This is a genomic window from Inmirania thermothiophila (assembly GCF_003751635.1).
Classification (GTDB): domain Bacteria; phylum Pseudomonadota; class Gammaproteobacteria; order DSM-100275; family DSM-100275; genus Inmirania; species Inmirania thermothiophila.
In genome coordinates this window covers 793,736-819,608 of sequence record NZ_RJVI01000002.1, presented here as the reverse complement: position 1 = coordinate 819,608, position 25,873 = coordinate 793,736, and the positions used below count along the sequence as shown (strand labels likewise).

Annotated in this window: 17 protein-coding genes, 4 tRNA genes and 1 CRISPR repeat array; of the genes, 10 read left to right on the top strand and 11 right to left on the bottom strand. The window is 73.2% G+C overall.

Annotated features, from left to right (window positions below):
• The first annotated feature begins 62 nt into the window (after positions 1-62).
• The gene (gene gltX, locus EDC57_RS09530; RefSeq protein ID WP_123401616.1) at positions 63-1,502 is read left to right on the top strand and encodes a glutamate--tRNA ligase; all 1,440 of its coding nucleotides are present in this window, start codon (positions 63-65) and stop codon (positions 1,500-1,502) included.
• Between the two features lie 3 nt (positions 1,503-1,505).
• Complete coding sequence (cysS, locus tag EDC57_RS09525) at positions 1,506-2,888, top strand: cysteine--tRNA ligase (protein WP_123401615.1); 1,383 nt, start codon at positions 1,506-1,508, stop codon at positions 2,886-2,888.
• A gap of 12 nt (positions 2,889-2,900) precedes the next feature.
• Here cysS and folD read toward each other — a convergent pair whose 3' ends face one another.
• Positions 2,901-3,770: a bifunctional methylenetetrahydrofolate dehydrogenase/methenyltetrahydrofolate cyclohydrolase FolD gene (gene folD / locus EDC57_RS09520; protein WP_123401614.1), complete on the bottom strand. Its 870-nt coding sequence runs from the start codon at positions 3,768-3,770 to the stop codon at positions 2,901-2,903.
• A gap of 139 nt (positions 3,771-3,909) precedes the next feature.
• Between folD and EDC57_RS09515 the strand changes: the two genes are divergently transcribed.
• From EDC57_RS09515 to EDC57_RS09500, 4 genes are all read left to right on the top strand, one after another.
• Positions 3,910-3,986 (top strand) — tRNA-Pro (locus EDC57_RS09515).
• A gap of 30 nt (positions 3,987-4,016) precedes the next feature.
• Positions 4,017-4,093: transfer RNA gene (locus tag EDC57_RS09510), tRNA-Arg, on the top strand.
• 31 nt (positions 4,094-4,124) lie between these two features.
• Positions 4,125-4,200 (top strand) — tRNA-His (locus EDC57_RS09505).
• Positions 4,201-4,249: 49 nt separating this feature from the next.
• A tRNA-Lys gene (locus EDC57_RS09500) sits at positions 4,250-4,325 on the top strand.
• A 69-nt stretch (positions 4,326-4,394) separates the two neighbouring features.
• Here the strand turns inward: EDC57_RS09500 and EDC57_RS12655 are convergent.
• The 9 genes from EDC57_RS12655 to cas3 all read right to left on the bottom strand — a co-directional run bounded on the left by EDC57_RS12655 (position 4,395) and on the right by cas3 (position 17,512).
• Entirely contained in the window at positions 4,395-4,634 is a 240-nt protein-coding gene (locus EDC57_RS12655; protein WP_148051449.1) for a hypothetical protein, read from the bottom strand.
• 48 nt (positions 4,635-4,682) lie between these two features.
• A CRISPR array of direct repeats spans positions 4,683-8,858; the repeat unit is 28 nt; unit sequence GGTCGATCCCCGCGTGTGCGGGGGAGAC.
• A gap of 61 nt (positions 8,859-8,919) precedes the next feature.
• Positions 8,920-9,270: a type I-E CRISPR-associated endoribonuclease Cas2e gene (gene cas2e / locus EDC57_RS09495; RefSeq protein ID WP_245995215.1), complete on the bottom strand. Its 351-nt coding sequence runs from the start codon at positions 9,268-9,270 to the stop codon at positions 8,920-8,922.
• The gene (cas1e, locus tag EDC57_RS09490) at positions 9,239-10,138 is read right to left on the bottom strand and encodes a type I-E CRISPR-associated endonuclease Cas1e (RefSeq protein WP_123401613.1); all 900 of its coding nucleotides are present in this window, start codon (positions 10,136-10,138) and stop codon (positions 9,239-9,241) included. Before cas1e ends, cas2e begins: the two co-directional genes overlap by 32 nt.
• Positions 10,139-10,141: 3 nt before the next feature.
• A complete protein-coding gene (gene cas6e, locus EDC57_RS09485) occupies positions 10,142-10,876 on the bottom strand; it encodes a type I-E CRISPR-associated protein Cas6/Cse3/CasE (RefSeq protein WP_123401612.1) in 735 nt (244 codons plus the stop codon).
• A 2-nt stretch (positions 10,877-10,878) separates the two neighbouring features.
• Positions 10,879-11,619 (bottom strand): type I-E CRISPR-associated protein Cas5/CasD, encoded by a 741-nt coding sequence (gene cas5e / locus EDC57_RS09480; protein WP_123401611.1) that lies wholly within the window; start codon positions 11,617-11,619, stop codon positions 10,879-10,881.
• On the bottom strand, positions 11,616-12,788 hold the full coding sequence (gene cas7e / locus EDC57_RS09475; RefSeq protein WP_123401610.1) for a type I-E CRISPR-associated protein Cas7/Cse4/CasC: 1,173 nt from the start codon (positions 12,786-12,788) through the stop codon (positions 11,616-11,618). The genes cas5e and cas7e overlap by 4 nt, the downstream gene beginning before the upstream one ends.
• 14 nt (positions 12,789-12,802) lie before the next feature.
• The gene (casB, locus tag EDC57_RS09470) at positions 12,803-13,306 is read right to left on the bottom strand and encodes a type I-E CRISPR-associated protein Cse2/CasB (protein ID WP_170165097.1); all 504 of its coding nucleotides are present in this window, start codon (positions 13,304-13,306) and stop codon (positions 12,803-12,805) included.
• Entirely contained in the window at positions 13,290-14,843 is a 1,554-nt protein-coding gene (casA, locus tag EDC57_RS09465) for a type I-E CRISPR-associated protein Cse1/CasA (protein WP_123401608.1), read from the bottom strand. The genes casB and casA overlap by 17 nt, the downstream gene beginning before the upstream one ends.
• Positions 14,840-17,512 carry a CRISPR-associated helicase Cas3' gene (cas3, locus tag EDC57_RS09460; RefSeq protein WP_123401607.1) on the bottom strand — a complete coding sequence of 891 codons (2,673 nt, stop codon included), beginning with the start codon at positions 17,510-17,512 and terminating at the stop codon, positions 14,840-14,842. The genes casA and cas3 overlap by 4 nt, the downstream gene beginning before the upstream one ends.
• A gap of 426 nt (positions 17,513-17,938) precedes the next feature.
• On the opposite strand from cas3, the gene EDC57_RS09455 reads away from it, so the two are divergent.
• Entirely contained in the window at positions 17,939-18,907 is a 969-nt protein-coding gene (locus EDC57_RS09455) for a helix-turn-helix transcriptional regulator (protein ID WP_123401606.1), read from the top strand.
• Positions 18,908-18,917: 10 nt separating this feature from the next.
• On the opposite strand, the gene EDC57_RS09450 is transcribed toward EDC57_RS09455, so the two are convergent.
• On the bottom strand, positions 18,918-20,135 hold the full coding sequence (locus EDC57_RS09450) for a hypothetical protein (RefSeq protein WP_123401605.1): 1,218 nt from the start codon (positions 20,133-20,135) through the stop codon (positions 18,918-18,920).
• A 230-nt stretch (positions 20,136-20,365) separates the two neighbouring features.
• On the opposite strand from EDC57_RS09450, the gene EDC57_RS09445 reads away from it, so the two are divergent.
• The 3 genes from EDC57_RS09445 to EDC57_RS09435 all read left to right on the top strand — a co-directional run bounded on the left by EDC57_RS09445 (position 20,366) and on the right by EDC57_RS09435 (position 25,758).
• The gene (locus EDC57_RS09445; RefSeq protein ID WP_123401604.1) at positions 20,366-21,358 is read left to right on the top strand and encodes an ARPP-1 family domain-containing protein; all 993 of its coding nucleotides are present in this window, start codon (positions 20,366-20,368) and stop codon (positions 21,356-21,358) included.
• A gap of 174 nt (positions 21,359-21,532) precedes the next feature.
• Positions 21,533-22,696, top strand: coding sequence for an exonuclease SbcCD subunit D (locus EDC57_RS09440; protein ID WP_123401603.1), 1,164 nt, complete (start codon positions 21,533-21,535; stop codon positions 22,694-22,696).
• A complete protein-coding gene (locus EDC57_RS09435) occupies positions 22,693-25,758 on the top strand; it encodes an AAA family ATPase (protein WP_123401602.1) in 3,066 nt (1,021 codons plus the stop codon). The genes EDC57_RS09440 and EDC57_RS09435 overlap by 4 nt, the downstream gene beginning before the upstream one ends.
• Positions 25,759-25,873 lie beyond the last annotated feature (115 nt).

Here is a 25,873-nt window from a genome sequence, read left to right as displayed (position 1 = left end):
TCGCGCATCGCCGGGAAAGGGCGCACGAGGCTTCCTCGTCGCCCGCGCCCCCTTCCGGTACCATGCGCGCCATGCCGCAGCACGAGGTGGTGACCCGCTTCGCGCCCAGCCCCACGGGGCGGCTCCACGTGGGCAACGCGCGCACGGCGCTCTTTTCCTGGCTGCTCGCGCGCCGGGCGGGGGGGCGTTTTCTGCTGCGCATCGAGGACACCGACCGCGGTCGCTCCGATGCCGGCCACGAGGCCGCGCTGATGGAGGACCTGCGCTGGCTGGGGCTGGACTGGGACGAGGGGCCGGACGTGGGCGGCCCCCACGGGCCCTACCGCCAGTCGGCGCGCGGCGCCCTCTACGAGGAGGCCTTCGCGCGCCTGCTCGCGGCCGGCGCTGCCTATCCCTGCTTCTGCGCGGAGGAGAAACTCGCCGCGGCGCGTGCGCGCGCCCGCGCCGCCGGGCGGCCGCCGCGCTATCCTGGCACCTGCGCCGCGCTCTCGGCGCGGGAGGCGGGGCGGCGGCTTGCGGCGGGCGAGCCCGCGGCGCTGCGGCTGCGCGTGCCGGCGGGGCGCGAGATCGTGTGGCAGGATCTCGTGCGCGGGCGGCAGGCGGTGCGCTCCGACGCGCTCGGCGACTTCGTCATCCGCCGCGCCGACGGCACCCCCGCCTTCCTCTTCGCCAACGCCGTGGACGACGCCCTCATGGGCGTGACCCACGTCCTGCGGGGCGAGGACCACGTCGCCAACACGCCGCGCCAGCTCCTGCTGCTGGAGCGGCTCGGCCTTGTACCGCCGCGCTACGGTCACCTGCCGCTGCTCGTGGGCGCCGACGGCCGTCCGCTCGCCAAGCGCCGCGGCGATGCCGCGGTGGCGGCCCTGCGCGAGGCCGGCTACCTGCCCGGCGCGGTGCGCAACCTGCTCGCCCGGCTGGGGCACCGCGGCCGCGAGGCGGGCTGGCTCGAGCCCGAGGCGATGGCCGCCGGCTTCGATCCGGCGCGCATCGGCCGGGCGCCGGCGCGCTATGATGCGCAGGCGCTGGCGCACTGGCAGCGCGAGGCCCTGGCGCGGCTCGGCGACGAGGCGCTGTGGGCGTGGATGGGCACGGGCGCGCCGGCGCTCGCGGCGCGGGTGCCGCCGGGGCGGGGCGCGGCCTTCGCCGCCGCCGTGCGCGACAACGTGCTGTTGCCGCGGGAGGCGCTGGTCTGGGCGGAGCGGCTCTGGGGCGAGGGCGCGCCCGAGCCGGAGGCGGTGGCGGCGTTGCAGGGGGCCGGCGCGGCCTTCCTGGAGGCCGCGCTCGCCGCCGCCGACGCCCCCGACCTGCGGCAGGCCGCAGCGCGCATCGCCGCCGCCACCGGCCGGCGCGGGCGGGCCCTCTACCTGCCGCTGCGCGCGGCGCTCACGGGGACCACGTCGGGGCCGGAGCTGGGGGCGCTGTGGGCGCTGCTCGGCCCCGAGGGGCGGCGGCGCCGGCTGCGGCAGGCGCTCGACCGGATTCGCGAGGAGACCCTTTGAACCATGCTCAGGATCTACAACACGCTGACCCGCCGCAAGGAGCCCTTCGAGCCGCTGGAGCCCGGCAGGGTGCGGATGTACGTCTGCGGCATGACCGTCTACGACCACTGCCACCTCGGCCATGCCCGCGCCATGGTGGTCTTCGACGTCGTCGTGCGCTACCTGCGGGCGCGCGGCTACGAGGTCACCTACGTGCGCAACATCACCGACATCGATGACAAGATCATCGCCCGCGCGCGGGAGCGCGGCGTGGACTTCCGCGCGCTGACCGAGGAGTTCATCCGCGCCATGCACGAGGACGCCGAGGCGCTGGGCCTGCTGCCGCCGGACGAGGAGCCGCGCGCCACCGCCCACATGGGCGAGATCATCGCCATGATCCAGCGCCTGATCGAGCGGGGCTACGCCTACGTCGCCGACAACGGTGACGTCTACTTCGACGTCAGCCGCTTCGAGGGCTACGGCAGGCTCTCCGGCAAGCGCCCGGAGGAGCTGCGCGCGGGCGCCCGCGTCGAGGTGGGCGAGGCCAAGGATGACCCCCTCGACTTCGCCCTCTGGAAGGCGGCCAAGCCCGGCGAGCCGGCATGGGACGCCCCGTGGGGCCGGGGCCGGCCGGGCTGGCACATCGAGTGCTCGGCCATGTCCACGAGCTGCCTCGGCGAGACCTTCGACATCCACGGCGGCGGGCAGGATCTGCAGTTCCCTCACCACGAGAACGAGATCGCCCAGTCCGAGGGGGCGACGGGCCGGCCCTTCGTGCGCTACTGGATGCACAACGGCTTCGTGCGCGTCAACGAGGAGAAGATGTCCAAGTCCCTGGGCAACTTCTTCACCATCCGCGAGATCCTCGAGCGCTACCGCCCGGAGGAGGTGCGCTACTTCATCCTCACCGCGCACTACCGCAGCCCCCTCAACTACAGCGAGGACCAGCTCGCGCAGGCGCGCGAGGCCCTGCGCCGCCTCTACACCGCCCTTCGCGGCCTGCCCGAGGCCGAACCTGCGGGGGCGGAGGCGTTCGAGGCGCGCTTCCACGCCGCCATGGAGGACGACTTCAACACCCCGGAGGCGCTGGCGGTGCTGCACGAGCTGGCGCGCGAGGTCAACCGCGCCCGCGCCGAGGAGGCGCAGCGGGCGGCGGGGCTCGCCGCGGCGCTTCGCCGCCTCGGCGGCATCCTCGGCCTGCTGCAGCAGGACCCCGAGGCTTACCTGCGCGGTGCCGGCAGCGGGGCGGGGCTGTCCGACGAGGAGATCGAGCGGCTGGTGGCGGAGCGGGCCGAGGCGCGCCGGGCGCGCGACTTCGCCCGCGCCGACGCGATCCGCGACGAGCTCAAGGCGAGGGGGATCGTGCTCGAGGACACGCCGCAGGGGACCACCTGGCGGCGGGCCTGAGGGGCGCGGCGGCTAGACGTCCGCCGGGATGCGGCCGCGCAGGCGCGCCGCCTCCAGCGTGTTCTCCAGCAGGGTGACGATGGTCATGGGGCCGACCCCGCCGGGCACCGGCGTGATCCACCCCGCGCGCTCGCACGCCCCCTCGAAGTCGACGTCCCCGGCGAGCCTGCCGTCGGCGAGGCGGTTGATGCCCACGTCCACCACCACCGCACCCTCGCGGACCCAGCCGCCGGGGATGAAGCGGGGGCGGCCCACCGCCACCACCAGGACCTCGGCGCGGCGCACGTGCGCCTCGAGGTCGCGGGTGAGCGAGTGGCACACGGTGACGGTGGCACGGGCGGCGAGCAGCTCCAGGGCCATGGGGCGACCGACGATGCGCGACTGCCCGATCACCACCGCCTCCCGCCCGGCGGGGTCGATGCCGTGGCTGTCGAGCAGGCGCATCACGCCGCGGGGCGTGCAGGGCCGCAGCCGCGGCATGCGCAGGGCGAGGCGGCCGATGTTGTAGGGGTGGAAGCCGTCCACGTCCTTGTCGGGGTGGATGCGCTCGATCACCCGCTCGGTGTCGATGTGCTCCGGGAGCGGGAGCTGGACGAGGATGCCGTCCACCTCGTCGTCGGCGTTGAGGCGGTCGATGAGGGCGAGCAGCTCCGCTTCCGAGGTGGTGGAGGGCAGGTCGTGGGCGACGGAGCGGATGCCCGCCTCCTCGCAGGCGCGGCGCTTGTTGCGCACGTAGATGGCCGAGGCGGGATCGTCGCCCACCAGGACCACGGCCAGTCCGGGCCGCGGATGGCCGGCGGCGGCGAGCGCCTCGATGCGCTCGCGCAGCCGCGCGCGAAGCCGTGCCGAAAGCCCCTTGCCGTCGAGGATCTGCGCGCCCATGGCCCTCCCCCCGAAAAGGCGCGGATTCTCGCACGGGCGCGCGCGGGGCGGCAAGGCGGCGTTGACGGCGCAGGGGGCGATCCGTACCATTGGCGCGCCTTGCGTGGCTGCCGGGGCGCCGGTAGGATTCCGCGTGCTGCGGGGTATAGCGCAGTCTGGTAGCGCGCCTGCTTTGGGGGCAGGATGTCGGGGGTTCGAATCCCTCTACCCCGACCACCGTTCCCGCCCGCGCAGGAGCTGCACCATGCGCCCGTAGCTCAACCGGATAGAGCATCGGCCTTCTAAGCCGACGGTTGCAGGTTCGAGTCCTGCCGGGCGTGCCACCTCTCCGGGTGGCGGCAGACACAGGCGATGGTGAGCGTAGCTCAGTCGGTAGAGCCCCGGATTGTGGTTCCGGTTGTCGTGGGTTCGAGTCCCATCGCTCACCCCAAGACCTTGATGCCCGCGCCGTGCTGCGGGTATCCTTCCGGGTCTCTTCGGGGCCGTTAGCTCAGTTGGTAGAGCAGCTGACTCTTAATCAGTAGGTCCGGGGTTCGAGTCCCTGACGGCCCACCAACCCCCACCCACGGCCGCCCCGGGCGGCCGTTTCCGTCTCCGCACGGGGCTGCCCCCGGTGCGCGGCCGTCACCTGCAACGCCGGTCGAACATGGCGAAGATCAGGAGGGCCGGCACCAGGGCGTAAGCGGCGATCACCCCCACCACGGCCAGCGCGCCCAGCTTGAGCAGGAACGCGCCGGTGGTCAGGAAGAAGAGCATCACCGGCCCGACGAGCAGGCCGCCCCAAGCGGCGCACGGCAGGGTTGCCGTGCGCTGCGCGGTGGCGCCTCGGGCCCGGTGCAGCCGGCACCGGCGCGGCCCGCCCACGGGCTTTTCACGAACGCGGGTTCCTCGGCCGGGCGGTGAAACCGCCGGGGTCGATCCCCGCGTGTGCGGGGGAGACTTGACAGCTGTCAAGTGTTTGATTTGTCGCTGGGGTCGATCCCCGCGTGTGCGGGGGAGACAACCGCAAACCACGACGGGCTTCCGGGGGTGAGGGTCGATCCCCGCGTGTGCGGGGGAGACATGGCGGCGATGGCAGCGGCGACGCGGGGGTGCGGTCGATCCCCGCGTGTGCGGGGGAGACCGTCCTGGCCTTGCAGGGGTTGAAACCGCCCCAGGTCGATCCCCGCGTGTGCGGGGGAGACGGCCGCACATGGACCCTGTGCTGCTGCGCCTGCGGTCGATCCCCGCGTGTGCGGGGGAGACCCGACCATGAACATCTTCCCGCTCATCCAGCCGGGTCGATCCCCGCGTGTGCGGGGGAGACATGGCGGCGATGGCAGCGGCGACGCGGGGGTGCGGTCGATCCCCGCGTGTGCGGGGGAGACTTCAGCATCTGTAGCAGGTTCAGACTGTATACGGGTCGATCCCCGCGTATGCGGGGGAGACGAGGCCGGCGCCCTCGGCCACCCACCCCACAGGGGTCGATCCCCGCGTGTGCGGGGGAGACCAGTACTTGTCGAGGATGTCGTCGAGCCCGGCGGGTCGATCCCCGCGTGTGCGGGGGAGACTCGATGAAGACCGGCCCGAGCGTCCGGGTGGCCGGTCGATCCCCGCGTGTGCGGGGGAGACCCTCCAGCACGATACGGACCGACTCGCGCATAGGGTCGATCCCCGCGTGTGCGGGGGAGACCCAAGCCACGGCCCAAGCTGCACAAGGTGAAGGGGTCGATCCCCGCGTGTGCGGGGGAGACCACCATTCTTTACTACAGCACCATTCGGCACCAGGTCGATCCCCGCGTGTGCGGGGGAGACACATTCCGAATCCACCGCCCAAGCATCGCTCACGGTCGATCCCCGCGTGTGCGGGGGAGACAACAGAAAGCTGCTCCCCGCCAGCTTTGTCGAGGGTCGATCCCCGCGTGTGCGGGGGAGACCGGAGACCATCATCGTCGCCGCCATGCAGCCGGGGTCGATCCCCGCGTGTGCGGGGGAGACGCGGAGGAGGTGGAGGAGACCATCATCGCCGCGGGTCGATCCCCGTGTGTGCGGGGGAGACTACTTCTCCCGTCTTTTCTGTGCAAACAGGACAGGTCGATCCCCGCGTGTGCGGGGGAGACTACGAGCAGGTCCGGTGCGAGCTGAATGACCGCGGTCGATCCCCGCGTGTGCGGGGGAGACTGCGGCTCGCACATGCATGCCCAGCCCGTGGCGGGTCGATCCCCGCGTGTGCGGGGGAGACGACGATGCGCGGACGGCGGCGCCTCCGAACTGCGGTCGATCCCCGCGTGTGCGGGGGAGACTCTTTACCACGGGCGTGTGGGGCACGGACGAGGGGTCGATCCCCGCGTGTGCGGGGGAGACCCTCACAGGCATCCCCTTACGATGGATGCGCACGGTCGATCCCCGCGTGTGCGGGGGAGACGCGGTCGTTTATCGCGGATTCCAGGTACTTTGCGGTCGATCCCCGCGTGTGCGGGGGAGACTGCGGCTCGCACATGCATGCCCAGCCCGTGGCGGGTCGATCCCCGCGTGTGCGGGGGAGACCATCAGCGCTCCTCCTTCCGCAGCTCCTTGAGGGGTCGATCCCCGCGTGTGCGGGGGAGACGAGCGGTCCTCCCAGGTCTCGCCGAGGCTCTGGGGTCGATCCCCGCGTGTGCGGGGGAGACGCGCCGGCGCGAAAGGAACTGGAAGCATGCCCGGGTCGATCCCCGCGTGTGCGGGGGAGACACGATATAGGCGAGCCCCCGATGCGCCGGCACGGGTCGATCCCCGCGTGTGCGGGGGAGACGTGCCCACAGTGTAGGTGGTCGTCCCGGTGCTGGGTCGATCCCCGCGTGTGCGGGGGAGACGACGCTGGAGATCGCCGGCGAGGCGCTCGCCGAGGTCGATCCCCGCGTGTGCGGGGGAGACGAGCGGTCCTCCCAGGTCTCGCCGAGGCTCTGGGGTCGATCCCCGCGTGTGCGGGGGAGACCTGCGCGCGAAATACGGAGCGGACCCGCGCGCGGGTCGATCCCCGCGTGTGCGGGGGAGACTTGTATACGGAAGGGGCACGGGACGTGAATATCGGTCGATCCCCGCGTGTGCGGGGGAGACCTGCGCGCGTTGACCAACACTCCTCCGACGTAGGGTCGATCCCCGCGTGTGCGGGGGAGACCAAAAGGTTGATCCGCAGCGCATCTCTGCGCGGGGTCGATCCCCGCGTGTGCGGGGGAGACCGACTGCCTGATCAAGGAGGACGGCTCGATCAAGGTCGATCCCCGCGTGTGCGGGGGAGACTTCACCGGGGTGCCCAGGATGGCCGACAAGATGGGTCGATCCCCGCGTGTGCGGGGGAGACCAGTACTTGTCGAGGATGTCGTCGAGCCCGGCGGGTCGATCCCCGCGTGTGCGGGGGAGACTACTGCTGGCGTTCCTGGATGGGCACCAATTTAGGTCGATCCCCGCGTGTGCGGGGGAGACGAGGTCTTGACCGTGAGCGCGAAGCCCGTGCTGGGCCGATCCCCGCGTGTGCGGGGGAGACTGTGACAGGTCGGAGAAGCCACCTGTCACACGAGGTCGATCCCCGCGTGTGCGGGGGAGACACGATATAGGCGAGCCCCCGATGCGCCGGCACAGGTCGATCCCCGCGTGTGCGGGGGAGACATACGTCTTCCTGGAAAACGTCGCAGCCATCGCGGTCGATCCCCGCGTGTGCGGGGGAGACATTACGGGATCCGCCTTGATCATACGCACCGGCGGTCGATCCCCGCGTGTGCGGGGGAGACAGCCGCGGATCGGGGATCTTCCCCTGGCCGAACGGTCGATCCCCGCGTGTGCGGGGGAGACGCCTCGCGCAGCGAGAGCCGGTGGCTGTCGCTGGGTCGATCCCCGCGTGTGCGGGGGAGACTGGCACCGACCCCAGCTTCCGTCCGCGCGCGCTGGTCGATCCCCGCGTGTGCGGGGGAGACTCACATGTGTCACAAGCGACAACAAGTCATTGAGGTCGATCCCCGCGTGTGCGGGGGAGACAAGATTGCTCTTCGTCAGTCCTTCTTCTACCAGGGTCGATCCCCGCGTGTGCGGGGGAGACCTGTAGTAAGGAATGGTAGTAAAGAATGGTGTCGGTCGATCCCCGCGTGTGCGGGGGAGACCGCTGCGCCTGATCGGTCGATAGCCAGCCCGCGGGTCGATCCCCGCGTGTGCGGGGGAGACTGGGTGTCGACACGTCCGCGGAACACGGTGCCGGGTCGATCCCCGCGTGTGCGGGGGAGACGTGCGGCGCTGGATGGGCTTTTCCCTGCCTCGGGGTCGATCCCCGCGTGTGCGGGGGAGACGGTGTCCTTCTCCTCCACCCATCCCCATATAAAGGTCGATCCCCGCGTGTGCGGGGGAGACGGGTGACCCTGCTGCTGCATGAGGCAGCGCACAGGTCGATCCCCGCGTGTGCGGGGGAGACTCAAGGCGGGTGTTATCCAGGCGGCGCGACTGCGGTCGATCCCCGCGTGTGCGGGGGAGACTGCCGGACGATGGCCTGGAGCAGATCTACTTGGGGTCGATCCCCGCGTGTGCGGGGGAGACACCGGGGAACAGCTCTCGGTCGCCCTCACCCTAGGTCGATCCCCGCGTGTGCGGGGGAGACAAGAACGGGCCGCTTGGTGGCCTCGGCCGCCCAGGTCGATCCCCGCGTGTGCGGGGGAGACCATTCGACACCATCTACTACTATCTACTAGCTAGGTCGATCCCCGCGTGTGCGGGGGAGACGCGTGCAGCTCGCAGCTGTGCAGTCTCGGACGCGGTCGATCCCCGCGTGTGCGGGGGAGACGGGTCCAGTAGCCCCCGCGGCGGCAGCGCGCGCGGTCGATCCCCGCGTGTGCGGGGGAGACGCGGCTGCGCCCCTGCCTGATCGGGCCCACCGGGGTCGATCCCCGCGTGTGCGGGGGAGACTAGCCCGCAGAAAGGGGAGCGATGGACGAGCTAGGTCGATCCCCGCGTGTGCGGGGGAGACACCAGCCCGGGCTGCGGGCCAGGGCGCGGCGAAGGTCGATCCCCGCGTGTGCGGGGGAGACTCGGTCCCACTCTTCATCCGCAAGCTCGTCAGCGGTCGATCCCCGCGTGTGCGGGGGAGACCCTAGCATGCAACTCCATGATTGTACGCGACCTCTTTTGAAAGAGCGACGAGTCCAGAGACTCAGCGGATTCCGCGGCAGGCTTTGAGCCACCCGGCCGCGGCGGCTTCCGGGTCCATCCTTCGACGCGCCAGCAGCAGCCCGTCCACCTCGCACAGATCGACCGGCGGAACCCCCAGCGTCCTCACGGCCTGTCCGCCCGGCATGGTTGGCTCCTCCCAGAGCAGGACCACGGAGGCGTCCCGCTCCAGTACGAACCATTCCTGCAGCACGTGCCAGATGCGGTCGCGCACGGCGGGCGATTGCCGCGGCGCGCTGTAGACGCCAGGGGCGAGCTCGACCATGGTGGAGGCGAGAAAGCCGCGCATGCGCGGCGAGACGTTACGAGTCACCACCACGGTCATCGTCGACATGAAGCAGCTCCTTGATGCGGTCGATCATCGCGGGGATCAGCTTCTTCTTGCGAAACCAGCCTGCGGCGGTGAAGCGGATCTCGCGCTCCAGCACGAGATCAGGGTCGTCGAGCACCCTGCGGGCGACGGAGAATGCAAGGGGGACGGTCAGCTCGCCACGCCACAAGTCGGCGATGTCGAGGGTGAAGGCGTTGCTGGAGTCCTCGTGGACGAAACCCAAGGGCGGCAAGGCTCCGACCGCGGCCACTGCGATGTCCGCCGCAGCCTCGACGAACGTGGCCGCGTGGTTCAGCGCCTGGTTGGGGATGTCGTTCGCGCCCGGGTTCTGGCGGTCGTAGCGCCGCCCGCGCCAGGGGATGCGATACCGTTCGGCGCAGGTCCTGTACAGGGCCTTCACCCGCCCGCCCTCGATCCCGCGCAGCACGGTGATGTCGCGGTGGGGCAGGACCTCGCCAAAGCGGAAGGCATACATGCGTCGGGCCACGTCCAGGCGGGCCTTCTCATCGGCCCATAGCCGGGCATGGGCGCGGGCGACCTCTGAGCGGCCCTGTCCCATGGGCGGGGCGGTGTAGAGCTTGACCCCGCCCTCGCCGACCGCCGCCAGCAGGGTGCCGTGGCGGGCAAGGATGCGCAGGGCGTCGTGGCTTACGGTGGTGCCGGGACCCATGAGAATCATGGAGACGGCCTGATAGGGGATGGCGTAGTCGCCGGGCTCGAAGAGGTCGCTGGCGGCGGCGAGGAAGCGCAGGGTCCCTTCCTGCACGTAGAGGTTGCCGCGCACGAGCCACAGGAGGCCGTGCCGGTCCGCGTGCGGGACGCGGCTTTCGGCTAGACCCAGCCGTCCGGGGAAGAGGCTGCCGCGGCCCATCGCTCAGGCCGGCCGCAGGAGGAGCATGCCGAAGCCGAAGGCGCGGTGGCGGCCGATGCCGCGGCGCAACAGGGCCATCAGCCCCGAGCCGTCTTCGGTCCGGAGGACGCCGCGGAACTGCGCCTGCGGTCGCACTCGGTGATGCGATGTTCGGGGGCTGTCTTGCGTCTTGCGCAGGATCTTGGCCAAGCGAAAACCTTCCAGGGCGACCTCTTCCACCCGCACGCGCCCTTCTTGCCCTTCTGTTTGTCTCCGGAACCAGCTTTGGTAGACCTCGGCCCGTTTCAGTTGGGCCTGGGGGGCGTGGTCGGCCTCGATGAGGAAGACGTCTTTTTCCTGCCCCGACCCGGCCTTGCGCCCCACGGGGCAGCACAAGGCTTCGAAGGCATAACGCCGCCCCGCGGGCCATTCTTGCGGCAACGCCTTGCCCAGAACCGCCTCGGGTGGGCAGACCGCCGCCACGGAAGGGGTGGCGAAGCGGGCCAGGTGGTCGGCGAGGGCCTCGCCCGGGTGGTCGGAATAGGCGAGGATGCGGCTGGGCTGGTGGCTGGTGGGGCGCTGGGGCATGAGCAGGCGCCAGGGGCGGGGGGCGAGTTCGCCGAAGGCGGCTTTGAGCCAGGCGTGTCCCAGGTAGCCCAGGTCCAGCTCGTCGCGGCCGGGGTCCAGGCCCTGCTCGCGGGCGAAGGTCATAAGGGCCTTGGAGTCGAGGGTGCACTGGATCATGTAAAGGGGCTCCATGGTCAGCCTCCGAGGATGCCTTCGGCCCGCTCCCGGCTTCCGGCCGGGAGCTGGTTGGGCCAGTCACGCAGGTCGTAGACGCGGCGGATCTCGCCGCGCGTGCCTTCGGGGATGCCGAGGTCCGCGGGCCAGCAGGCCTCCATCTTCTCAACGCCGGTGTCTTGCCGCGGCCGGCCGTGCCGGTCCCAGCGGGGCACGGCGCGCAGGATGGCCAGCAGATCCGGCCCTTGGCGCATGGGCTCGGGATCGAGCAGGGGGCGGGCGGGCAGGCAGGCCTTGCGGCCGAGGAACAGCGGCCGGGCGGGGCGGGTCAGGGCCTGGCGCACGGTCTCCAGGTCCGGCTCGCCCTCCCCGGTGAGGGCGAGGGCGACGGTCATGAGGCCGTCGGCCCAGTGGTGGCGGTAGCGGATGTGGGTGCCGTAGCGGGCGTCCGGCCCACCGGCGCGATGCTCCACCTCGCCGCGCGTGGTCCAACCCGGTTCGCGCATCTTGGGCTGGCCCAGGTCCACGGTGTGGTAGTCCACCAGGCGTTCGGGTGGCACGTCCCAGCGGGCGGCGTATTCGAGCCGTGCCTGCAAGGCCTGCAGACGCTCGAAATCACCGTGGCGCCAGCCCAGGGCGTTGGCGAGCAGGCCCGTGAGCAGGCTCTTGCCGGGGAAGCGCTCGGTGAAGCCGTGCTGGTCGATTATCACGCCGCCGAAGCTCATGAGCGGCGCATCCAGGCGCAGGATCAGGGCCTTCATGATGCGGCACCGAAGATGCGGTCCAGGGCCTGCCCGACGGCCTCGGGCAGGGGCAGGACGGGCTCGGCCGCGCGGGGCCAGGGGTGACGGCTGGAGACCCACCGTCCCGTGTGGTCCTTTCCGTACATCGCCTCCATGCCGGTGAGATATTCGGCCGCCGCCTCGGCGGACTGGGCCAGGGGGTGGATCCGCTCCGAGAGCTTCACCGGCTGCAGGTAGGCATTGGCCAGGCTTCGGGGCTGGGTCTCGCCCACCTCCAGCAGCATCCATTCGGCGTGGGCGTAGGGGGCGGTGGCACCCCGCTTGGCGCCGGGGGAGACCTGGGCGATGGCGCGGATGAGCTGTTCCAGGAGATTCCGGGCGTCGGCGTGGTCCTGTTTCCGCCAGTCCTTGGCGTCCGCGCCGGTCAGGTTGGACACCAACAGGGGCACGTCCACCGCCACGTAGCCATAGAAGATGCCCGCGCCCAGCTCCATGTCGCCGGCGTGGGCGGCGCCGGTCTCCTCGTCCTTGTTGAGGTCATCCACCACGGTGAAGAAGTCCACCTCAGTGTCGAGCGCATGGGTGGTGAAGGCGTGGGCCACGTGCACGGGCGCGTCGAGGCGGGTGAGGATGTCGGAGGTGACGAAACGCCCGAACAGGGCCCCCTCGAAGCCGGCGGCGAGGTTGTGGGCCCCGGCCTGGTTCATGAGGGCCTTGAGGTTTTTCTTGCCGGCCTTGAGCTGCTCGTCGAACCACGCGCTCGCCGCCTTCTCGTCTCCCTGCTTTGCGGCCTCTTGGATGAGCCAGACGAAGAAATCCGCCTCCGGCCTGCCGAACAGCACCGGCTGCTTCATGGCCAGTGTCTTCTTGTCCACCGCGTCCTTCTCGCCGGCGGCGGTGAGCAGGGCCTTGGCCAAGTGCAGGATGAGGGCGTGGGCCAGCGTCTCGTCCATGCCGCCCTCCACCAGGCGCCGTTTCACTTCCCGGCCGAAGAATTCCCGTGTGCGCAGGCCGGAAGGCAGGTAGGTCTGCGCCATGAGCCACTCGCGCCAGTGGCGCTTCTGGCACTGGCTGGAGACGCGCAGGCGCTCGGCGCCGCCGAAGGGGATGCGCTTGGCCAGGCCCGCGTCGTCGCGGTTCAAGAGGGTGGCGTGGTAGCTGGTGAGGAAGTGGATCTGCAGGAACATGGGGCTTCTCCTTGTCAGGCGGATTTTTTCTGTTGATCGACGAGGGTGTAGAAATCGCGGGCGATGCGCCGGTGCACGCCTTCGCGCTTTTTTGCATCCCGGGTGAGGAGCAGGCGGGCGCCGTCCAGCCAGTCGAAGGGCTGGGCCTTGGCGGCAAGAAAGCGCACGGCGCGCAGGAACAAGATGCGGCGGGTGTCGCCGTCGCTCTGCAGCAGGCGCTCCATTCGCCCCTCGCTGTAGCCCGCCTCGCCCAGGGCCGTGCCCAGGCTGAATCCCGGCCGGTGCGCGTTCGGCGCCATGAGAGCCATGCCGGCGGTAAGGGTGACCCAGTCCGCCTCCACGGCCTCCCAGTTCCCGGGCAGGTGGCGCAGGGCGAAGCGGTAGAAGTAGAGAGGCGGGGGCTGCCCGGGGCTCATGCGCCGGAGCGCGGCACGCTCGCCGGTGGGGAAGTGCTCGCTGGCCAGGGTGCCGGCCACGTGGGCGATGATATGGGCGAGATCTTCAGGCGATGCGTTCATGACGGGCCTCCTTGAGGTCGGGGAAGTGCTTGTAGAGGGCGCCGTTGAAAGCACGCCGGGCGGCGACGCGGGCATGCCAGAGGCGGCCGGTGTGCTGAGGCAGGATCCGTTCGGCCTCGTGCAGGACGGTCTCGGCGTGCGCCTTGAGGCGCCGAGCCCAATCGAGCCGCGCCTCGGCCCGATCGAGAGGGTCGGGCAGGGACCAGAGCCAGGGGAAATACTCGTCGGACCAACGGTTGCCGAAGCGCGCCGCGAAACGTTGCCACCAAGCGCTGGTGGTGTCGTCGTCGAAGGCGAGTTTCTCCGGTGCACCCTGCGCGAGCACGAGCACCGCAGGTTTCAAGACCCGGTTCTGCATGAGGCCGGCGAGCTCGACGGCCTCTTTGGCCAGCGCGGCCAGGGGATCGACTTGCGGCTTGGGTGCGAAGAGTCGCCGTTTCACCTGGGCGGGGATGAGGAGGTGGCGCTCGTGGAAGCCGTCGGTGGTGCCTTGCCCGCGCACCAGCACGGAGGCCAGCAACCAGACGTCTCCTTCCCAGTCCGGCGCCGGTTTCTGCAGGAGGGTATGGCGGATGCCGTCCTCGAACAGGAGGCGCCGCAAGCGATCCGCCGTCCAGCCGTCGGCGGACACGGTGAGGGCCTTGGCCCCTTTCTTGTCCGAGTGGTCTTCCGGGAGCCAGGCGTCCCCCACCAGGCCGTTCTGCTCCTTGGCGGCGATCCGATTGGCATCGGAAGGCAGGCCCGCGGCCTGGGTGATCTGCTCGCCGTCTCCTTGCAGGCGCACCCGACGGCAGATCTCCAGGAAGAAGGGATCCAGCTCGGAGAGGGACAAGCTGGTCTTCCCGTCCCAGAATCGCAGCCAGACCAGCACCAGACCATCGTCCCGGAACGGGAGGCTGCCGGCCAGGACCTGGCGGCGGTGCGCCTCCAGCCGCAGGACCACGTCCCGCCAACGCGGCGCCTGTTCCCGGGAGCGGGCCACCTCCACCACGGGTCGGTTGCCGAAGCCGCTGTTCATGCGGGCGATGCCGGGGTTCCCGCGGCCAAAATAGCCGCTCATGGTCTGCAGGCTGACCAGGGCGTAGAGCCACTCATGGGGCTGCGCTCGGGCGGCACGGGCCTGCTTGAGGTCGTGATTCTTGGCGGTGGGCAGCAGATCCAGGGCATCGGGGGTCTCGGCCTGGAGCTTGAGCTTGCCGTGGTCTGCCTTGGGCAGGGGCGGCTGCATGAAGGCGGGGCGGGAGAGGTCGTCCACCACGAGCCGCCAAGCATCATCGCCTGCATCGCCGGCGAGGAAACGCATCCCGTCCCGCCAAAAGGCCTCGTCGCGTACCGGGTTCCAGTCCCCGTCGCGCGCCAGCACCGCCCCGGCCAGGTAGCAGAGGAAGACGTGGAAGGCGTCTTCCTGATGGCGCTGGAGGCCGTCGATGCGCCGGACGGTGTCGTCACCCAGGCCGGCGAGCAGGGCGGGCAGGTTGACGAACGTTTGCCCCTGGGCGGTGGTGACGGGGACGAGGGGGTCGGTGAGCAGGTTCATGGTTCCTCCTTCTTTTCCAGGCCGTGGCGGGAGTAGGTGTAGCGGACGCCGGCGCAGCGCAGGTGGATGACGCCGTCCGCGTGATCCTCCACGGTGATTTTTTCTTCAGGCTGTTCCGGGGCCAGGTGTTCGGGGATGGTGATCTCGTGCAGGGCCTGGCCGAAGGGGCTGGTGACCGGGCGGTCCAGGGGCAGGCGCAGGGCCTCGGCGCCGAGGCGCGTGGCCACTTTCAGCCCCATCTCGTTGAAGGCCAAATCGCCGAAGCAGCGGTCGAAGTGCAGGACCACGGCCTCGGCCTGCTGGCCCTTGACGATGTCACCACCCAGGACGCGCTGGCCGTGTCGCGCCCAGCGCTCATCCTCCCCCTCGAGGGCGGCGAGGGATTCCGGGTGGGTGGCCTCCTCCACCAGCCGGCGGTTGTCCGCGGGAATCTCGATGGTGGGCGTCACGGCCAGGGCCCGGCGGGTGAGCTCCAGGGTACGCAAGTCTTCGTAGATCCCGCCGCCCTTTGCACCAAAACCCCAGCCGATGCGACGGTACTCGCCCTTGGCATAGCCCTGTTCGTCCAGGCCGCCGAGCAGGTCCCCTTCGGGCACCAGGAGGAGGCAGCAGGCTTGTTCAAATTCATGCGGGCGGGATCGATTATGGCGATGCAGGCGGCCGATGCGCTGCAGGAGCACGTCCGCCGGGCAAAGATCGGTGACCAGCAGATCGGCGTCGATGTCCAGGCTCTGCTCCAGGGTCTGGGTGCCGATGAGGAGCACCGGCCCGCGCGGTCCCTCCTTGCCCAGGCGCGCGCTCACGGCGGCGTCCAGCAGCAGGCGGTCCTCGGGGGCGAAGCGGCCGTGATGGGGACAGGGGACGCCCGCGCAGCGAAAGCCCCAGGCGGGATCCATGTCCGCCTGTCTCTCCAGGGCGCGGTGCAGGGCGTTGGCGCGGGCCACGGTGTTCATGACCACCATCACCCGGGCACCGGCCCGGAGGGCCTCGGCAATGCGCTCGGCCAGGGCCTCGGGCGCGAAGGCCAGCGGCACCTCCTCCACCGCGACCGCCTTGGCGCGCACGTCCCGGCCACAAGGCCGGGCGCTGCCGTCGGCGCGGGTGAGGCGGGGATACGGCAGGCGCTGGCAGTCGTCCAGGGGCGGGGGCCCGACGCGGTTCGGATTCTGCCCCCGGGCCACCGCCAGGTAGCGCTCGCGGGCGGCCGCACCCAGGGTGGCGGAGAGCAGCATGGCGTATCCGCCCAGGGCGAGGTGGTGCTCGAGGAGATGCTCCAGCAGGCGGCTCATGTAGCGGTCGGAGGCGTGCACTTCGTCCACCACCAGGAGGCTGCGGGCCAGGCAGGCCCCGCGCAGGTGGGCGTGTTTGGTCTGCACAGCAGAGAGCAGGGCCTGGTCGATGGTGCCCACCGCCACGGTGGCGGCGAGGAAGCGCTTGGGGTGCTCGATGGCCCAAACCCGTTCCTGTAGCCGTTCCTGTGCATCGTCCTGCCAGAGGTTGGCGGCCTCCGCCGGGGGCAGGACCTGCTCGGCGGGCAGGCCGTCCACCTGGGCGTAGCCGGGCACGGCGAGGACGGTGACCGGGCGGCGGGTCGGGGCCGGGAACCAGCGCGCCATGGTGGCCTGCACGCGCGTGTAGAGCTCGCGCGCGGCCACCCGGGTGGGCAGGGCGAAGTAGAGGCCGTCCACTCGGCCGGCGGCGAAGAGGGTGAAGAACCAGTCGAGCGCCGCCTCGGTCTTGCCCGAGCCGGTCTCCGACTCGGCGATGAGCAGGCGGGTCGCTGAATCGTCGGGGTTCTGCTCGTGCACGGCCTGCTGCAGGGGACGAGGGGCGAAGGGGAAGCGGCCCTGAAACGCCGACGGTCCGCCCGCCAGCACCGGGCGCAGGGGATCGGGATCGAGCCCCACCGCTTGGAGCTGCCGCGCGGCGGCCCGGCGGCCGTGCGCCAGGCGGGCGGCCGGATCCACGTCCTCGACGGGGAACCAGTGGGGATGGGAGCCGAGCCAGTCGGCGAGCATCACCAGCCCGGCGAAGAGGTGCTGGAAGCGGGGCGATTCCGGCAGGGGGACACCGCCGGGCTCGAAGGCGGCGGGGAAGGCCTTCCGGGCACAGGCCACCAGCTCGGCCACCGCCGCCATGGGGTCGTGGCCCTGATAAGGGCGCCAATAGCGGGCCCAGGTCCCGGCCCGCCCGGCGAGGCTTCCGGCAAACGACACCGGCCGGCCATGGTGGGACCAGGTGGCGAGGAGAAAGGCCTCGAGACCGCACCCGTCCTCGGCGAACCACCCGGACAGCACCTTCACCTGCAGGGCGCGGGCAAAGGCCTGGTTCAGTTCCGGGTGGGCGTCGTCGAACAGTGCCGCCAGCTCGGCGACATGGCCGGCGCTCTTGGCGTGCTTGAAGGGCGGGTTGGGAAAGACCTTGTATTGAAACCCGAGGTTGGCCTTGCCCACGTCGTGCAGGAGGGCGAGGACGGCCAGCCGGTCGAGGTCGCGCGCATGGAGGTGCCGCCCGGCCGCCGCCTCCAGCGCCCGCCGAATGCCCGGCAGGCCACACAGGGTGCGGAAGGTCAGGGCGACGTCCAGAGCGTGGCAGCTCAGGGGGAGAAGACCCCCCTCCGTGCATTTGCCCCAGAAGAGGCGGGCCGAGGCCGCCCGGGGCTCAGACATGGCCCAGGGCCTCCGCACGGCGCCCGGGGACCGTCTGCCGCCCTCGGCCTGCTTTGTGCTGCGCTGCGTGGTCCTTCACACCGCCACCGTGCTCCACGCCGCGGGCGTCCGTTCGCGGCGGGCGGATCCAGTATCTCCACAACCCCCGCATGGCAACAAGGCCTGCACCTCCGCCGTGCGCCCTCGCGCCGTCCCGGGCGCAGGGCCCGGGCGGTCATGCCCGATTCTCGGGTGGCGCAGGCTCAGGAGGTGAGCCACCAGGTGCGCCGCCGTGGGGGGCGGGTCCGCTTCCGCGGGGCACGACCGTCGTCGGTGGGACTGCCGCCGCGCTGCGACGTGTGCTGGAAGCGGCCGGCGGACCGTCTAGACTCAGGGCTCATGGGCCGGTGAGCCTATGTGGCCGCGGCGGGCTTGCGGGAGGGGGCGATGGACCGCACGGAGCGATTCCAGCGCATGGTCGCGCTGCTGAAGGCGCGGCGCGTGGTGTCGCGGGGGGAGTTCCTCGAGGCCCTGGAGGTCTCCCTGGCGACCTTCAAGCGCGACCTCGAGTACCTGCGCGAGCGGCTCGGGGCGCCCATCGTCTATGACCGCGAGGCGGGCGGCTACCGTCTGGACGAGGCGGAGGGGTGCTGGGAGCTGCCGGGCGCGTGGTTCACGGCCTCGGAGGCGCACGCCCTGCTCACGGTGGAGGTGCTGCTGGAGGGGCTGGAGCCCGGGCTGCTCGGGCCGCGGATCGCGGCGCTGCGGGAGCGGGTGCGGGCGATGCTGGGCGCCGACGAGCGGGAAGCGGAGGCGGTGCGGCGCCGGGTCCGCGTCCTCGGGGTCCAGGCGCGGGGCCCCGATCCCGAGCACTTCCGCGCCGTGGCCGATGCGCTGCTCGCGCGCAGGCGGTTGTGGATCCGGCACTACAGCCGGGTGCGGGACGAGGAGACGGAGCGCGAGGTCTCGCCGCAGCGGCTCGTGCACTACCGCAACACCTGGTATCTGGATGCGTGGTGCCACCTGCGGGGGGATCTTCGCAGCTTCGCGCTGGAGGCGATCCGGGCGGTGCGGGTGCTGGAGGAGGCGGCCGAGGAGGTGGCGGAGGAGCGGCTCGACGCCCACTTCGCCGAGGGCTACGGGATCTTTGCGGGGCCGGCGAAGGCGGTGGCGCATCTTCGCTTCACGCCGGAGCGGGCGCGGTGGGTGGCGGCCGAGCGGTGGCATCCGCGCCAGCGGGGCTGGTTCGACGAGGCGGGCTGCTATCACCTGGAGCTGCCCTACAGCGACGAGCGGGAGCTGGTGATGGACGTGCTGCGGCACGGGGCGGAGGTGGAGGTCCTCGCCCCCCGGGCGCTGCGGGCGCGGGTGGCGGCGGAGCTCGAGGCGGCGGCGGCCCGCTACCGCGAGCCCTGACCGCCCGCGGTCAGAACCGCACGTCCGCCTTCGGCCGGGCGCCGCGCGCCTGCGCCTCGTCGTGGATGCGGCGGGCCGAGGCCTCGTACTTCAGGAACGGCCAGCTCAGCCGGACCATGAGCCCGTTGCTCCGCGTCACGGCCAGGAAGGGGGCGCCCGCGACCCGCATGGCCTCCACGGCCTGCTCGTAGCCGGCGAAGCCCTGGGTGGCGTAGCTCACGTTGGCGAAGATGCCGGGGTGCATCATGTCCTTCCAGACCATGGTCCTCAGGTCGGACTGCGGCCGATCGGGCTCCACCGTGGCGAGGATCCGCCGGATCCGCGCCGGCTCCTCCAGGGCCGCGTCCAGATACCAGAGGGAGCCGGCGCCGGAGCTCTTGTAGGCGGCGCCTTGGCGCTGGATGTCGGGGAGGGCGTAGTTGGGCTCGCCGAAGCGCTCGCGCGCCTGGCGCAGCAGCGCCGGCCAGTCCACCTGCTCGCCGGAGATGAAGCGCTGCAGGTACACGATCTCCGACACGTACAGGGGCTGCGGCGGCAGCCGCGGGCCGGAGGCGGGCTGGGGCGGACGCCGCGTCCGCGCCGACCGGGCGTCAGTCGCTGCGCCCGCGCCCCGGGGCCGGGCCGGCTGCGCCGGGTAGGGCGCGAGCTCCGCCAGGATCGCCTTCGAGGGGGTGACCGCCTCGATGCGCATGTGCAGGGTCCGGATCACCCGGAAACCGGGCTCCTTTCGGAGGGCGGAGACCTCGCTCTGCGGCACCCACCGCCGCGCGCCCGCCGCCTCCACGTACTGCATCCGGTAGTTGTAGGTGGCGCCGACCTGGTCGACATGGCTGAAGCCGGCCTCCAGCAGGGCCCGGTGGGCCTCCGGAAGGGGCTGCCCCAGACGCACGCCGCGCAGCGCCACCGCCGCCGCCCGCCCGCCCTTGGGCGTCCGGTAGGGCCAGCGGGCCATGAGGTGGTCCACCGAGCCGATGAGGGGGGCGGCGGCCGTCGCCGCGGGCTCCGGGGCGGTGCCGCCTCCTGCCGGTTCCGGCCGGCTGCCCTGCCCGCCGGGGATCGCGCTCCCCAGGGCCTTTCCGGCCTTCTCCTTGAGACGCTCCAACAGCGCGGCGTCGGCGCCGCCGGGCGCGGCTGCGAGCCCGGCGGCGACGGCCGCGGCGACGAAGGTTCGGAGCAGGGGCGGAAGCGCCCGTGCCGGCACGGCCCCGGCCGTTGTGGGGTGGTGCATGGGGAAGGCCTCGGGGGGGAGGGGGTCCCTCCAGTATAGACGCTGCGCCGCCGGGTGCCGGCCCGACACCGCCCGCCGTCGCTGCCGGAGGCCGTGCGGCGGGCTCCCCCCAAGCCCGGGCGCGGCCGCCACGGCAACCCTGCCGGGCTCACCTCCTGAGCCACCCGCTGCGGCAGACTCCGCGCGTCATCCACTGTCGGCCCCGGCACGGCCGGGGGGAGGAGGGCGTCATGGACACCATTGCAACGCTGCTCGAGGGCGTCGAGGCCGGGCCCGCGCGGTCCCACGGCCGGCTGACCCTGTATCCGCTCTTCGGGCCCGACCGCCCGCGCGACTATCTGCTCCTGCACGAGGCCATCGAGGCCGGCCTCGCCCGCGTCACCGAGGTCTCGGAGGGGGGCTCGGTGCCGGAGCTCGCCCTGGTCAACGAGGCCGACCGCCCGGTGCTGCTGCTCGACGGGCAGGAGCTCGTGGGGGCGAAGCAGAACCGCATCCTCAACCTCACCCTCCTGGCGCCGCCGAAGGCGACCCTGGTGGTACCGGTCTCCTGTGTCGAGGCCGGGCGCTGGGCCTGGCGTGAGGCGGCCTTCCGCGACGCCGGGCGGGTCCACTTCGCCATGGGCCGGGCTCGCAAGGCGGCGGCGGTGAGCCGCAACCTCGCCGAGGCCGGTGTGGCCATGGCCGACCAGGGGGAGATCTGGTGGGAGATCGACGCGCGGCTTGCGCGCATGGCGGGCGTCGAGGCCCCGACCCGCGCCGCCGCCGCCCTCTACGAGTCGCGCGAGGACGAGATCGAGCGCTACGTGGCCGCGTTCCCTGCCGCCGAGGGGCAGCTGGGGCTGGTGGCGGCGATGGAGGGCCGGCTGCTGGGGCTCGAGCTCTTCGACAGCGCCGACGCCTTTGCCCAGTGCGCCGCGCGCATCGTGCGCAGCTGGGCCGTGGAGGCGTTGTCCCCCCTCCCGGCCGGGGAACTTGGCGGCATCGAGTCGGACGACCCCCGCGCGCTGCTGGAGGCGGTGGCGGCCGCGCCGGTGCGCCGCCACCGCGCGGTGGGGCTCGGCGAAGGCCTGCGCTTCGAGCCCTCGGGCATCGTCGGCGGCGCGTTGGTCTGGGAGGGGCGGCTCGTGCACCTCATGGCCTTTACCGAGGTCGAGGGCGGGCGCGGCAGCGGCGACTGGGCGCTTGCGCGGGCGTCGGTGCGGGCGCGGCGCTCGCGGCGCTGACCCGGGGGCGCGGCGCCGGTCGCGGCCGCCGGTGCGGGCGGCGGCACCGGGGCCTGCGATGGCGCCCCGCACCCGGGGCTCCGAGGGTCTGGCATCCTGTGCGGGACGCCGCCGCCCCGGGGCCCCGGCGTCGGGGGCGCGGAGACGGTACGGATCGGGAGGGCGAGCGAGGGCATGAGGATTCTGCACACCGCCGACTGGCATCTCGGGCGCATCCTCCACGGCGTCCACCTCACCGACGACCAGGCCCACGTGCTCGAGCAGCTGGTGGCGCTCGCACGCGAGTTCCGCCCCGACCTCGTGGTGATCGCGGGCGACGTCTACGATCGCGCGGTGCCGCCGCAGGAGGCGGTGGCGCTCCTCGACGAGGTGTTGACGCGCCTGTGCGGCGAGCTGCGCCTGCCGGTGGTCCTCACCGCCGGCAACCACGACAGCCCCGAGCGGCTGGCCTTCGGTGCCCGCCTGCTCGCAGGCCAGCGCCTGCACGTGGTGGGCGGGATCGGGCCCGAGCCGCGGCCGCTGCGGTTCGAGGACCGCCACGGCGCGGTGGAGGTGTGGGCGCTTCCCTTCCTCGACCCGCTGCGCGTGCGCCACGCCCTCGACGACGAGGCGGTGCGCGACCAGCCCCAGGCCCTCGCCGCGGTGCTCGCGCGGGTGCGCGCGGCGCGGGATCCGGCGCGGCGCAGCGTCCTCGTCGCCCATGCCGCGGTGCTCGGCTGCGAGACCAGCGAGTCCGAGCGCCCGCTCGCCATCGGCGGCGCCGAGACGGTGCCCGCCTCCCTGCTCGCGGGCTTCGACTACGTCGCCCTCGGCCACCTGCACCGCCCGCAGGGGGTGGACGGGGCCGCCATCCGCTACGCCGGCTCCCTCCTCAAGTACTCCTTCTCGGAGATCGGCCACGAGAAATCCGTCACCCTGGTGGAGATGGACGGCGCCGGCGCCTGCCGGATGGAGGCCGTCGCCCTCGCGCCGCGGCGGGATCTTCGCCGCATCGAGGGCACGCTGGCGGAGCTGGAGCGGGGCGCGGCCGGGGACCCGCGCCGCGACGACTACGTCGTCGCCCGGCTCCTCGACCCGGGGCCCGTGCTCGACGCCATGGGCCGGCTGCGCCGCGTCTATCCCAACGTCCTCCACATCGAGCGCCCGATCCTCGACGCCCCCGCCGGGGAAGGCCTCGCCGCATCCGCCCCCGCCGGCCGGCTCGGCGACGAGGCCCTCTTCGCCGCCTTCTTCGAGCAGGTCACGGGGGCGCCCCTGGACGAGGCCGGGCGGAGGCTGCTCGCGGAGGTGCTGGAGGCGCTGGAGCGGCGCCGCCGCGGGGAGGAGGACGCCGCATGAGACCGCTGCGCCTGGTGATGGAGGGCTTCGGGCCCTACCTGGAGCGGCAGGAGATCGCCTTCGATGGGGCCTCGCAGGCCGGGCTCTTCCTCGTGCACGGGCCCACGGGGGCGGGCAAGACTTCGATCCTCGACGCCCTGTGCTTCGCCCTCTACGGCGAGACCACGGGCACCGACCGCGGCCACGACGAGCGCGTCCGCAGCGACCTCGCCCCGCCCGAGCGGGACACCGAGGTGGTGCTCGACTTCGCCGTCGGCGAGACCCTCTACCGGGTCCGGCGCAGCCCCGCCTACGAGCGCGCCAAGCGGCGGGGCCGGGGCACCACGCGGGTGCCGGCGAAGGCGGAGCTGGAGCGGCTGCGCCGCGCCCCGGACGGGGCGCTGGAGCCGGCCGGTGCCGTCGCCTCGGGCCCCGCCGCGGTCACCGAGCGCATCGAGGCGCTGCTGGGCTTCAACGTGGAGCAGTTCCGGCAGGTGGTGCTGCTGCCGCAGGGCGAGTTCCGGCGCGCCCTCACCGCCGACTCGGCCACGCGCCAGGCGATCCTGCAGCGGCTCTTCGCCACCGGGCGCTACCGCGAGATCGAGCAGGCCCTGCGCGAGCGCGCCGAGCAGCTGCGGCGCGAGCGCGAGGGCCAGGCGGACCGCCTCGCGGCCCTCCTCGGCCAGGAGGGGGTGGAGAGCGCCGAGGCGCTGGCCGGTGTCCACGCCGCGGCGGCCGACGAGCTTGCCGCGGCGCAGGAAGAGGCCGAGACGCTGCGCCGGCAGGCGGCGCAGGCGGAGCGGCGGCTCGAGGCGGCGCGCGAGGCGGCGCGGCTGCTTGCCGAGCGCGAGCAGGCCCGCAGCGCCCTCGCAGACCTCGAGGCGCAGGCCGCGGCCATGACCGAGCGGCGGGCGCGCCTTGCCCGTGCGCAGGCGGCGGCGGTCCTCGAGGCGGTGGTGGCGCGGTGGGCCGAGGCCCGCGGCGCGGCGCGCGAGGCGGAGCGTCGGCGCGACCTCGCCGAGGCCGCCCATGGGGAGGCGGCGGCCGCGGCCGAGCAGGCGCGGGCCGGCCTCGCCGCCGAGCAGACCCGGGAGGGCGAGGGGGATGCGCTGCGGCGGGAGCGGGCGCGGCTCGAGGGGCTGCGGCCGCGCCTTGCCCGCCTCGCCGAGGGGCGCGCGGCGCTGCAGACGCTGGCGTCGGCCCGGGCCGAGGCGGAGGCCGCCGAGGCGGAGGCGCGGTCCGAGCGGGCACGGTCGGGCGAGGCGCTCGCCGAGGCCGAGCAGGCCCATGCCCAGGCGGCGCTTCGGGCCGCGCGCAGCGAGGGCCTGGCGGCGGAGGCGGCGCGGCTCGAGGCGCTCGTCGCCGCCGTGCGCCGCCTCGGCGAGCGCCGGCAGGCGCTTCGGCGGGCCGAACGCAAGCTCGACGCCGAGCGCCGGGCCCTCGAGGGGGCGCGGGCGGGGCGGGAGGCGGCGCGGGAGATCCTCGAGCGCCTCGAGGCGCGGAGGCTGCAGGGCGAGGCGGCACGGCTCGCCGCCACCCTGCGCCCGGGCGAGCCCTGTCCCGTCTGCGGCAGCACCGAGCATCCGGCCCCGGCCCGCGGGGCGGAGGCGCTGCCGGAGGAGGCCGAGATCGCGGCGGCGCGGGTGCGGCTCGACGAGGCGGAGGACCGGCTCTCGAGCGCGGAGCGCGCCGTGGCCGCGTGCGAGACCCGGGTCGAGGCCCTCGCCGCCCAGGTGCGCGAGGACGAGGAGACCCTCGGGGCGCAGGCGGGGGAGGCCGAGGCGCTGGAGGCGGAGCTTCGGCGCGTGCGGGCGGAGGCGGAGGCGGCGGAGGCCGATGCGCGCCGCCTCGCGGCGCTGGAGCAGGCGCGCGAGCGGTGGGCGCAGGCCGTGCGCCGGGCGGAGGCGCGTCTGGCCGAGGTGGGGGCGCGGCTGCGGCGTCTCGAGGCGGAGCATGCCGCCGCCCGCGCCCGGGTCGAGGAGGCGGAGGCCGAGGTGCCCGAGGCGCTGCGGGCGGAGGGGGCCCTGGAGCAGGCGCTGGCGACGGTGGCGCAGCGGCTGCAGGCCCTGGAGGAGGCCCGGCGCCGGGCCGAGGAGGGCGTGCGCGCGGCGGGGGAGCGGCTGGCGCGCGCCGAGGCGGCGCGGGATGCGGCGCGACGGGAGGCCGAGCGCGCGGGCGACGCCCTGCGCGAGGCCGAGGCGCGCCTTGCGGAGCGGCTGCGCGAGGCCGGCTTCGAGGATCTGCGCGACTACGAGGCCGCCCGCATGGAGGCGGCGGCGATGGAGGCGCTCGCCGGGGAGATCGACGCCTACGAGAAGGCCGTGGCGGCGGCGCGGGCGCGTCTCGACGCGGCGGCGGCGCGCGCCGAGGGCGTGGCCGAGCCGGACGTGGCGGGCGCCGCCGCCGAGCTGGACGCCGCCCGCGGGCGGCTCGAGGCGGTGCAGCAGCGCCTGGGCGAGCTGCGCGCGCGGGTGCGTCGGCTCGACGCCCTGCGCAAGGACGTGGCGCGGCTTGCGGCGCGCATCGCCGAGCTCGACGCCCGCTATGCCACCGCCGGCCGCATCGCCGAGGCGGCCTCGGGGCAGAACCCGGCGCGCATCACCTTCGAGCGCTTCGTCCTCGGCAGCCTGCTCGACGACGTCCTCGTCGCCGCCTCCGAGCGGCTGCGGCGCATGAGCCAGGGCCGCTACGCCCTGCGGCGGGCGGCGGCGGCCGCCGACCGCCGGCGTGCCGGCGGCCTCGACCTCGAGGTGGACGACGCCTACACCGGCGAGCCGCGCCCGGTGGGCACCCTTTCCGGCGGGGAGGGCTTCCTGGCCTCCCTGGCCCTGGCGCTGGGGCTCGCCGACGTGGTCCAGGCCTACACCGGGGGCACCCGGCTCGACGCCCTGTTCGTGGACGAGGGCTTCGGCAGCCTCGATCCGGAGGCCCTCGACCAGGCGCTGGCCGTGCTCCTGGCGCTGCGGCAGGGCGGGCGGCTGGTGGGCGTCATCTCCCACGTGCCGGAGCTGCGCGAGCGCATCCCGCTGCGCCTGCGGGTCACCCCGGGCCGTTGCGGAAGCCGCATCGCCTGGGACGGCTGAGGCGCAAGGGCGCGGCGCCCGGCCGGGATCCCGCACCCCTTTTTCGCACCGGGCCGGTAAGGATCCGGGCGGCGGCCGGGTCTCATGGTGCGAGGGGCGGCGATTGCACGCCCTG

What these genes read in the sequence shown, in the direction of transcription:
- gltX (WP_123401616.1), top strand. Translation starts at nt 63, where the DNA reads ATGCGCGCCATGCCGCAGCACGAGGTGGTGACCCGCTTCGCGCCCAGC.
- cysS (WP_123401615.1), top strand. Translation starts at nt 1,506, where the DNA reads ATGCTCAGGATCTACAACACGCTGACCCGCCGCAAGGAGCCCTTCGAG.
- folD (WP_123401614.1), bottom strand. Translation starts at nt 3,770, where the DNA reads ATGGGCGCGCAGATCCTCGACGGCAAGGGGCTTTCGGCACGGCTTCGC.
- cas2e (WP_245995215.1), bottom strand. Translation starts at nt 9,270, where the DNA reads ATGTCGACGATGACCGTGGTGGTGACTCGTAACGTCTCGCCGCGCATG.
- cas1e (WP_123401613.1), bottom strand. Translation starts at nt 10,138, where the DNA reads ATGGGCCGCGGCAGCCTCTTCCCCGGACGGCTGGGTCTAGCCGAAAGC.
- cas6e (WP_123401612.1), bottom strand. Translation starts at nt 10,876, where the DNA reads ATGGAGCCCCTTTACATGATCCAGTGCACCCTCGACTCCAAGGCCCTT.
- cas5e (WP_123401611.1), bottom strand. Translation starts at nt 11,619, where the DNA reads ATGAAGGCCCTGATCCTGCGCCTGGATGCGCCGCTCATGAGCTTCGGC.
- cas7e (WP_123401610.1), bottom strand. Translation starts at nt 12,788, where the DNA reads ATGTTCCTGCAGATCCACTTCCTCACCAGCTACCACGCCACCCTCTTG.
- casB (WP_170165097.1), bottom strand. Translation starts at nt 13,306, where the DNA reads ATGAACGCATCGCCTGAAGATCTCGCCCATATCATCGCCCACGTGGCC.
- casA (WP_123401608.1), bottom strand. Translation starts at nt 14,843, where the DNA reads ATGAACCTGCTCACCGACCCCCTCGTCCCCGTCACCACCGCCCAGGGG.
- cas3 (WP_123401607.1), bottom strand. Translation starts at nt 17,512, where the DNA reads ATGTCTGAGCCCCGGGCGGCCTCGGCCCGCCTCTTCTGGGGCAAATGC.
- EDC57_RS09455 (WP_123401606.1), top strand. Translation starts at nt 17,939, where the DNA reads ATGGACCGCACGGAGCGATTCCAGCGCATGGTCGCGCTGCTGAAGGCG.
- EDC57_RS09450 (WP_123401605.1), bottom strand. Translation starts at nt 20,135, where the DNA reads ATGCACCACCCCACAACGGCCGGGGCCGTGCCGGCACGGGCGCTTCCG.
- EDC57_RS09445 (WP_123401604.1), top strand. Translation starts at nt 20,366, where the DNA reads ATGGACACCATTGCAACGCTGCTCGAGGGCGTCGAGGCCGGGCCCGCG.
- EDC57_RS09440 (WP_123401603.1), top strand. Translation starts at nt 21,533, where the DNA reads ATGAGGATTCTGCACACCGCCGACTGGCATCTCGGGCGCATCCTCCAC.
- EDC57_RS09435 (WP_123401602.1), top strand. Translation starts at nt 22,693, where the DNA reads ATGAGACCGCTGCGCCTGGTGATGGAGGGCTTCGGGCCCTACCTGGAG.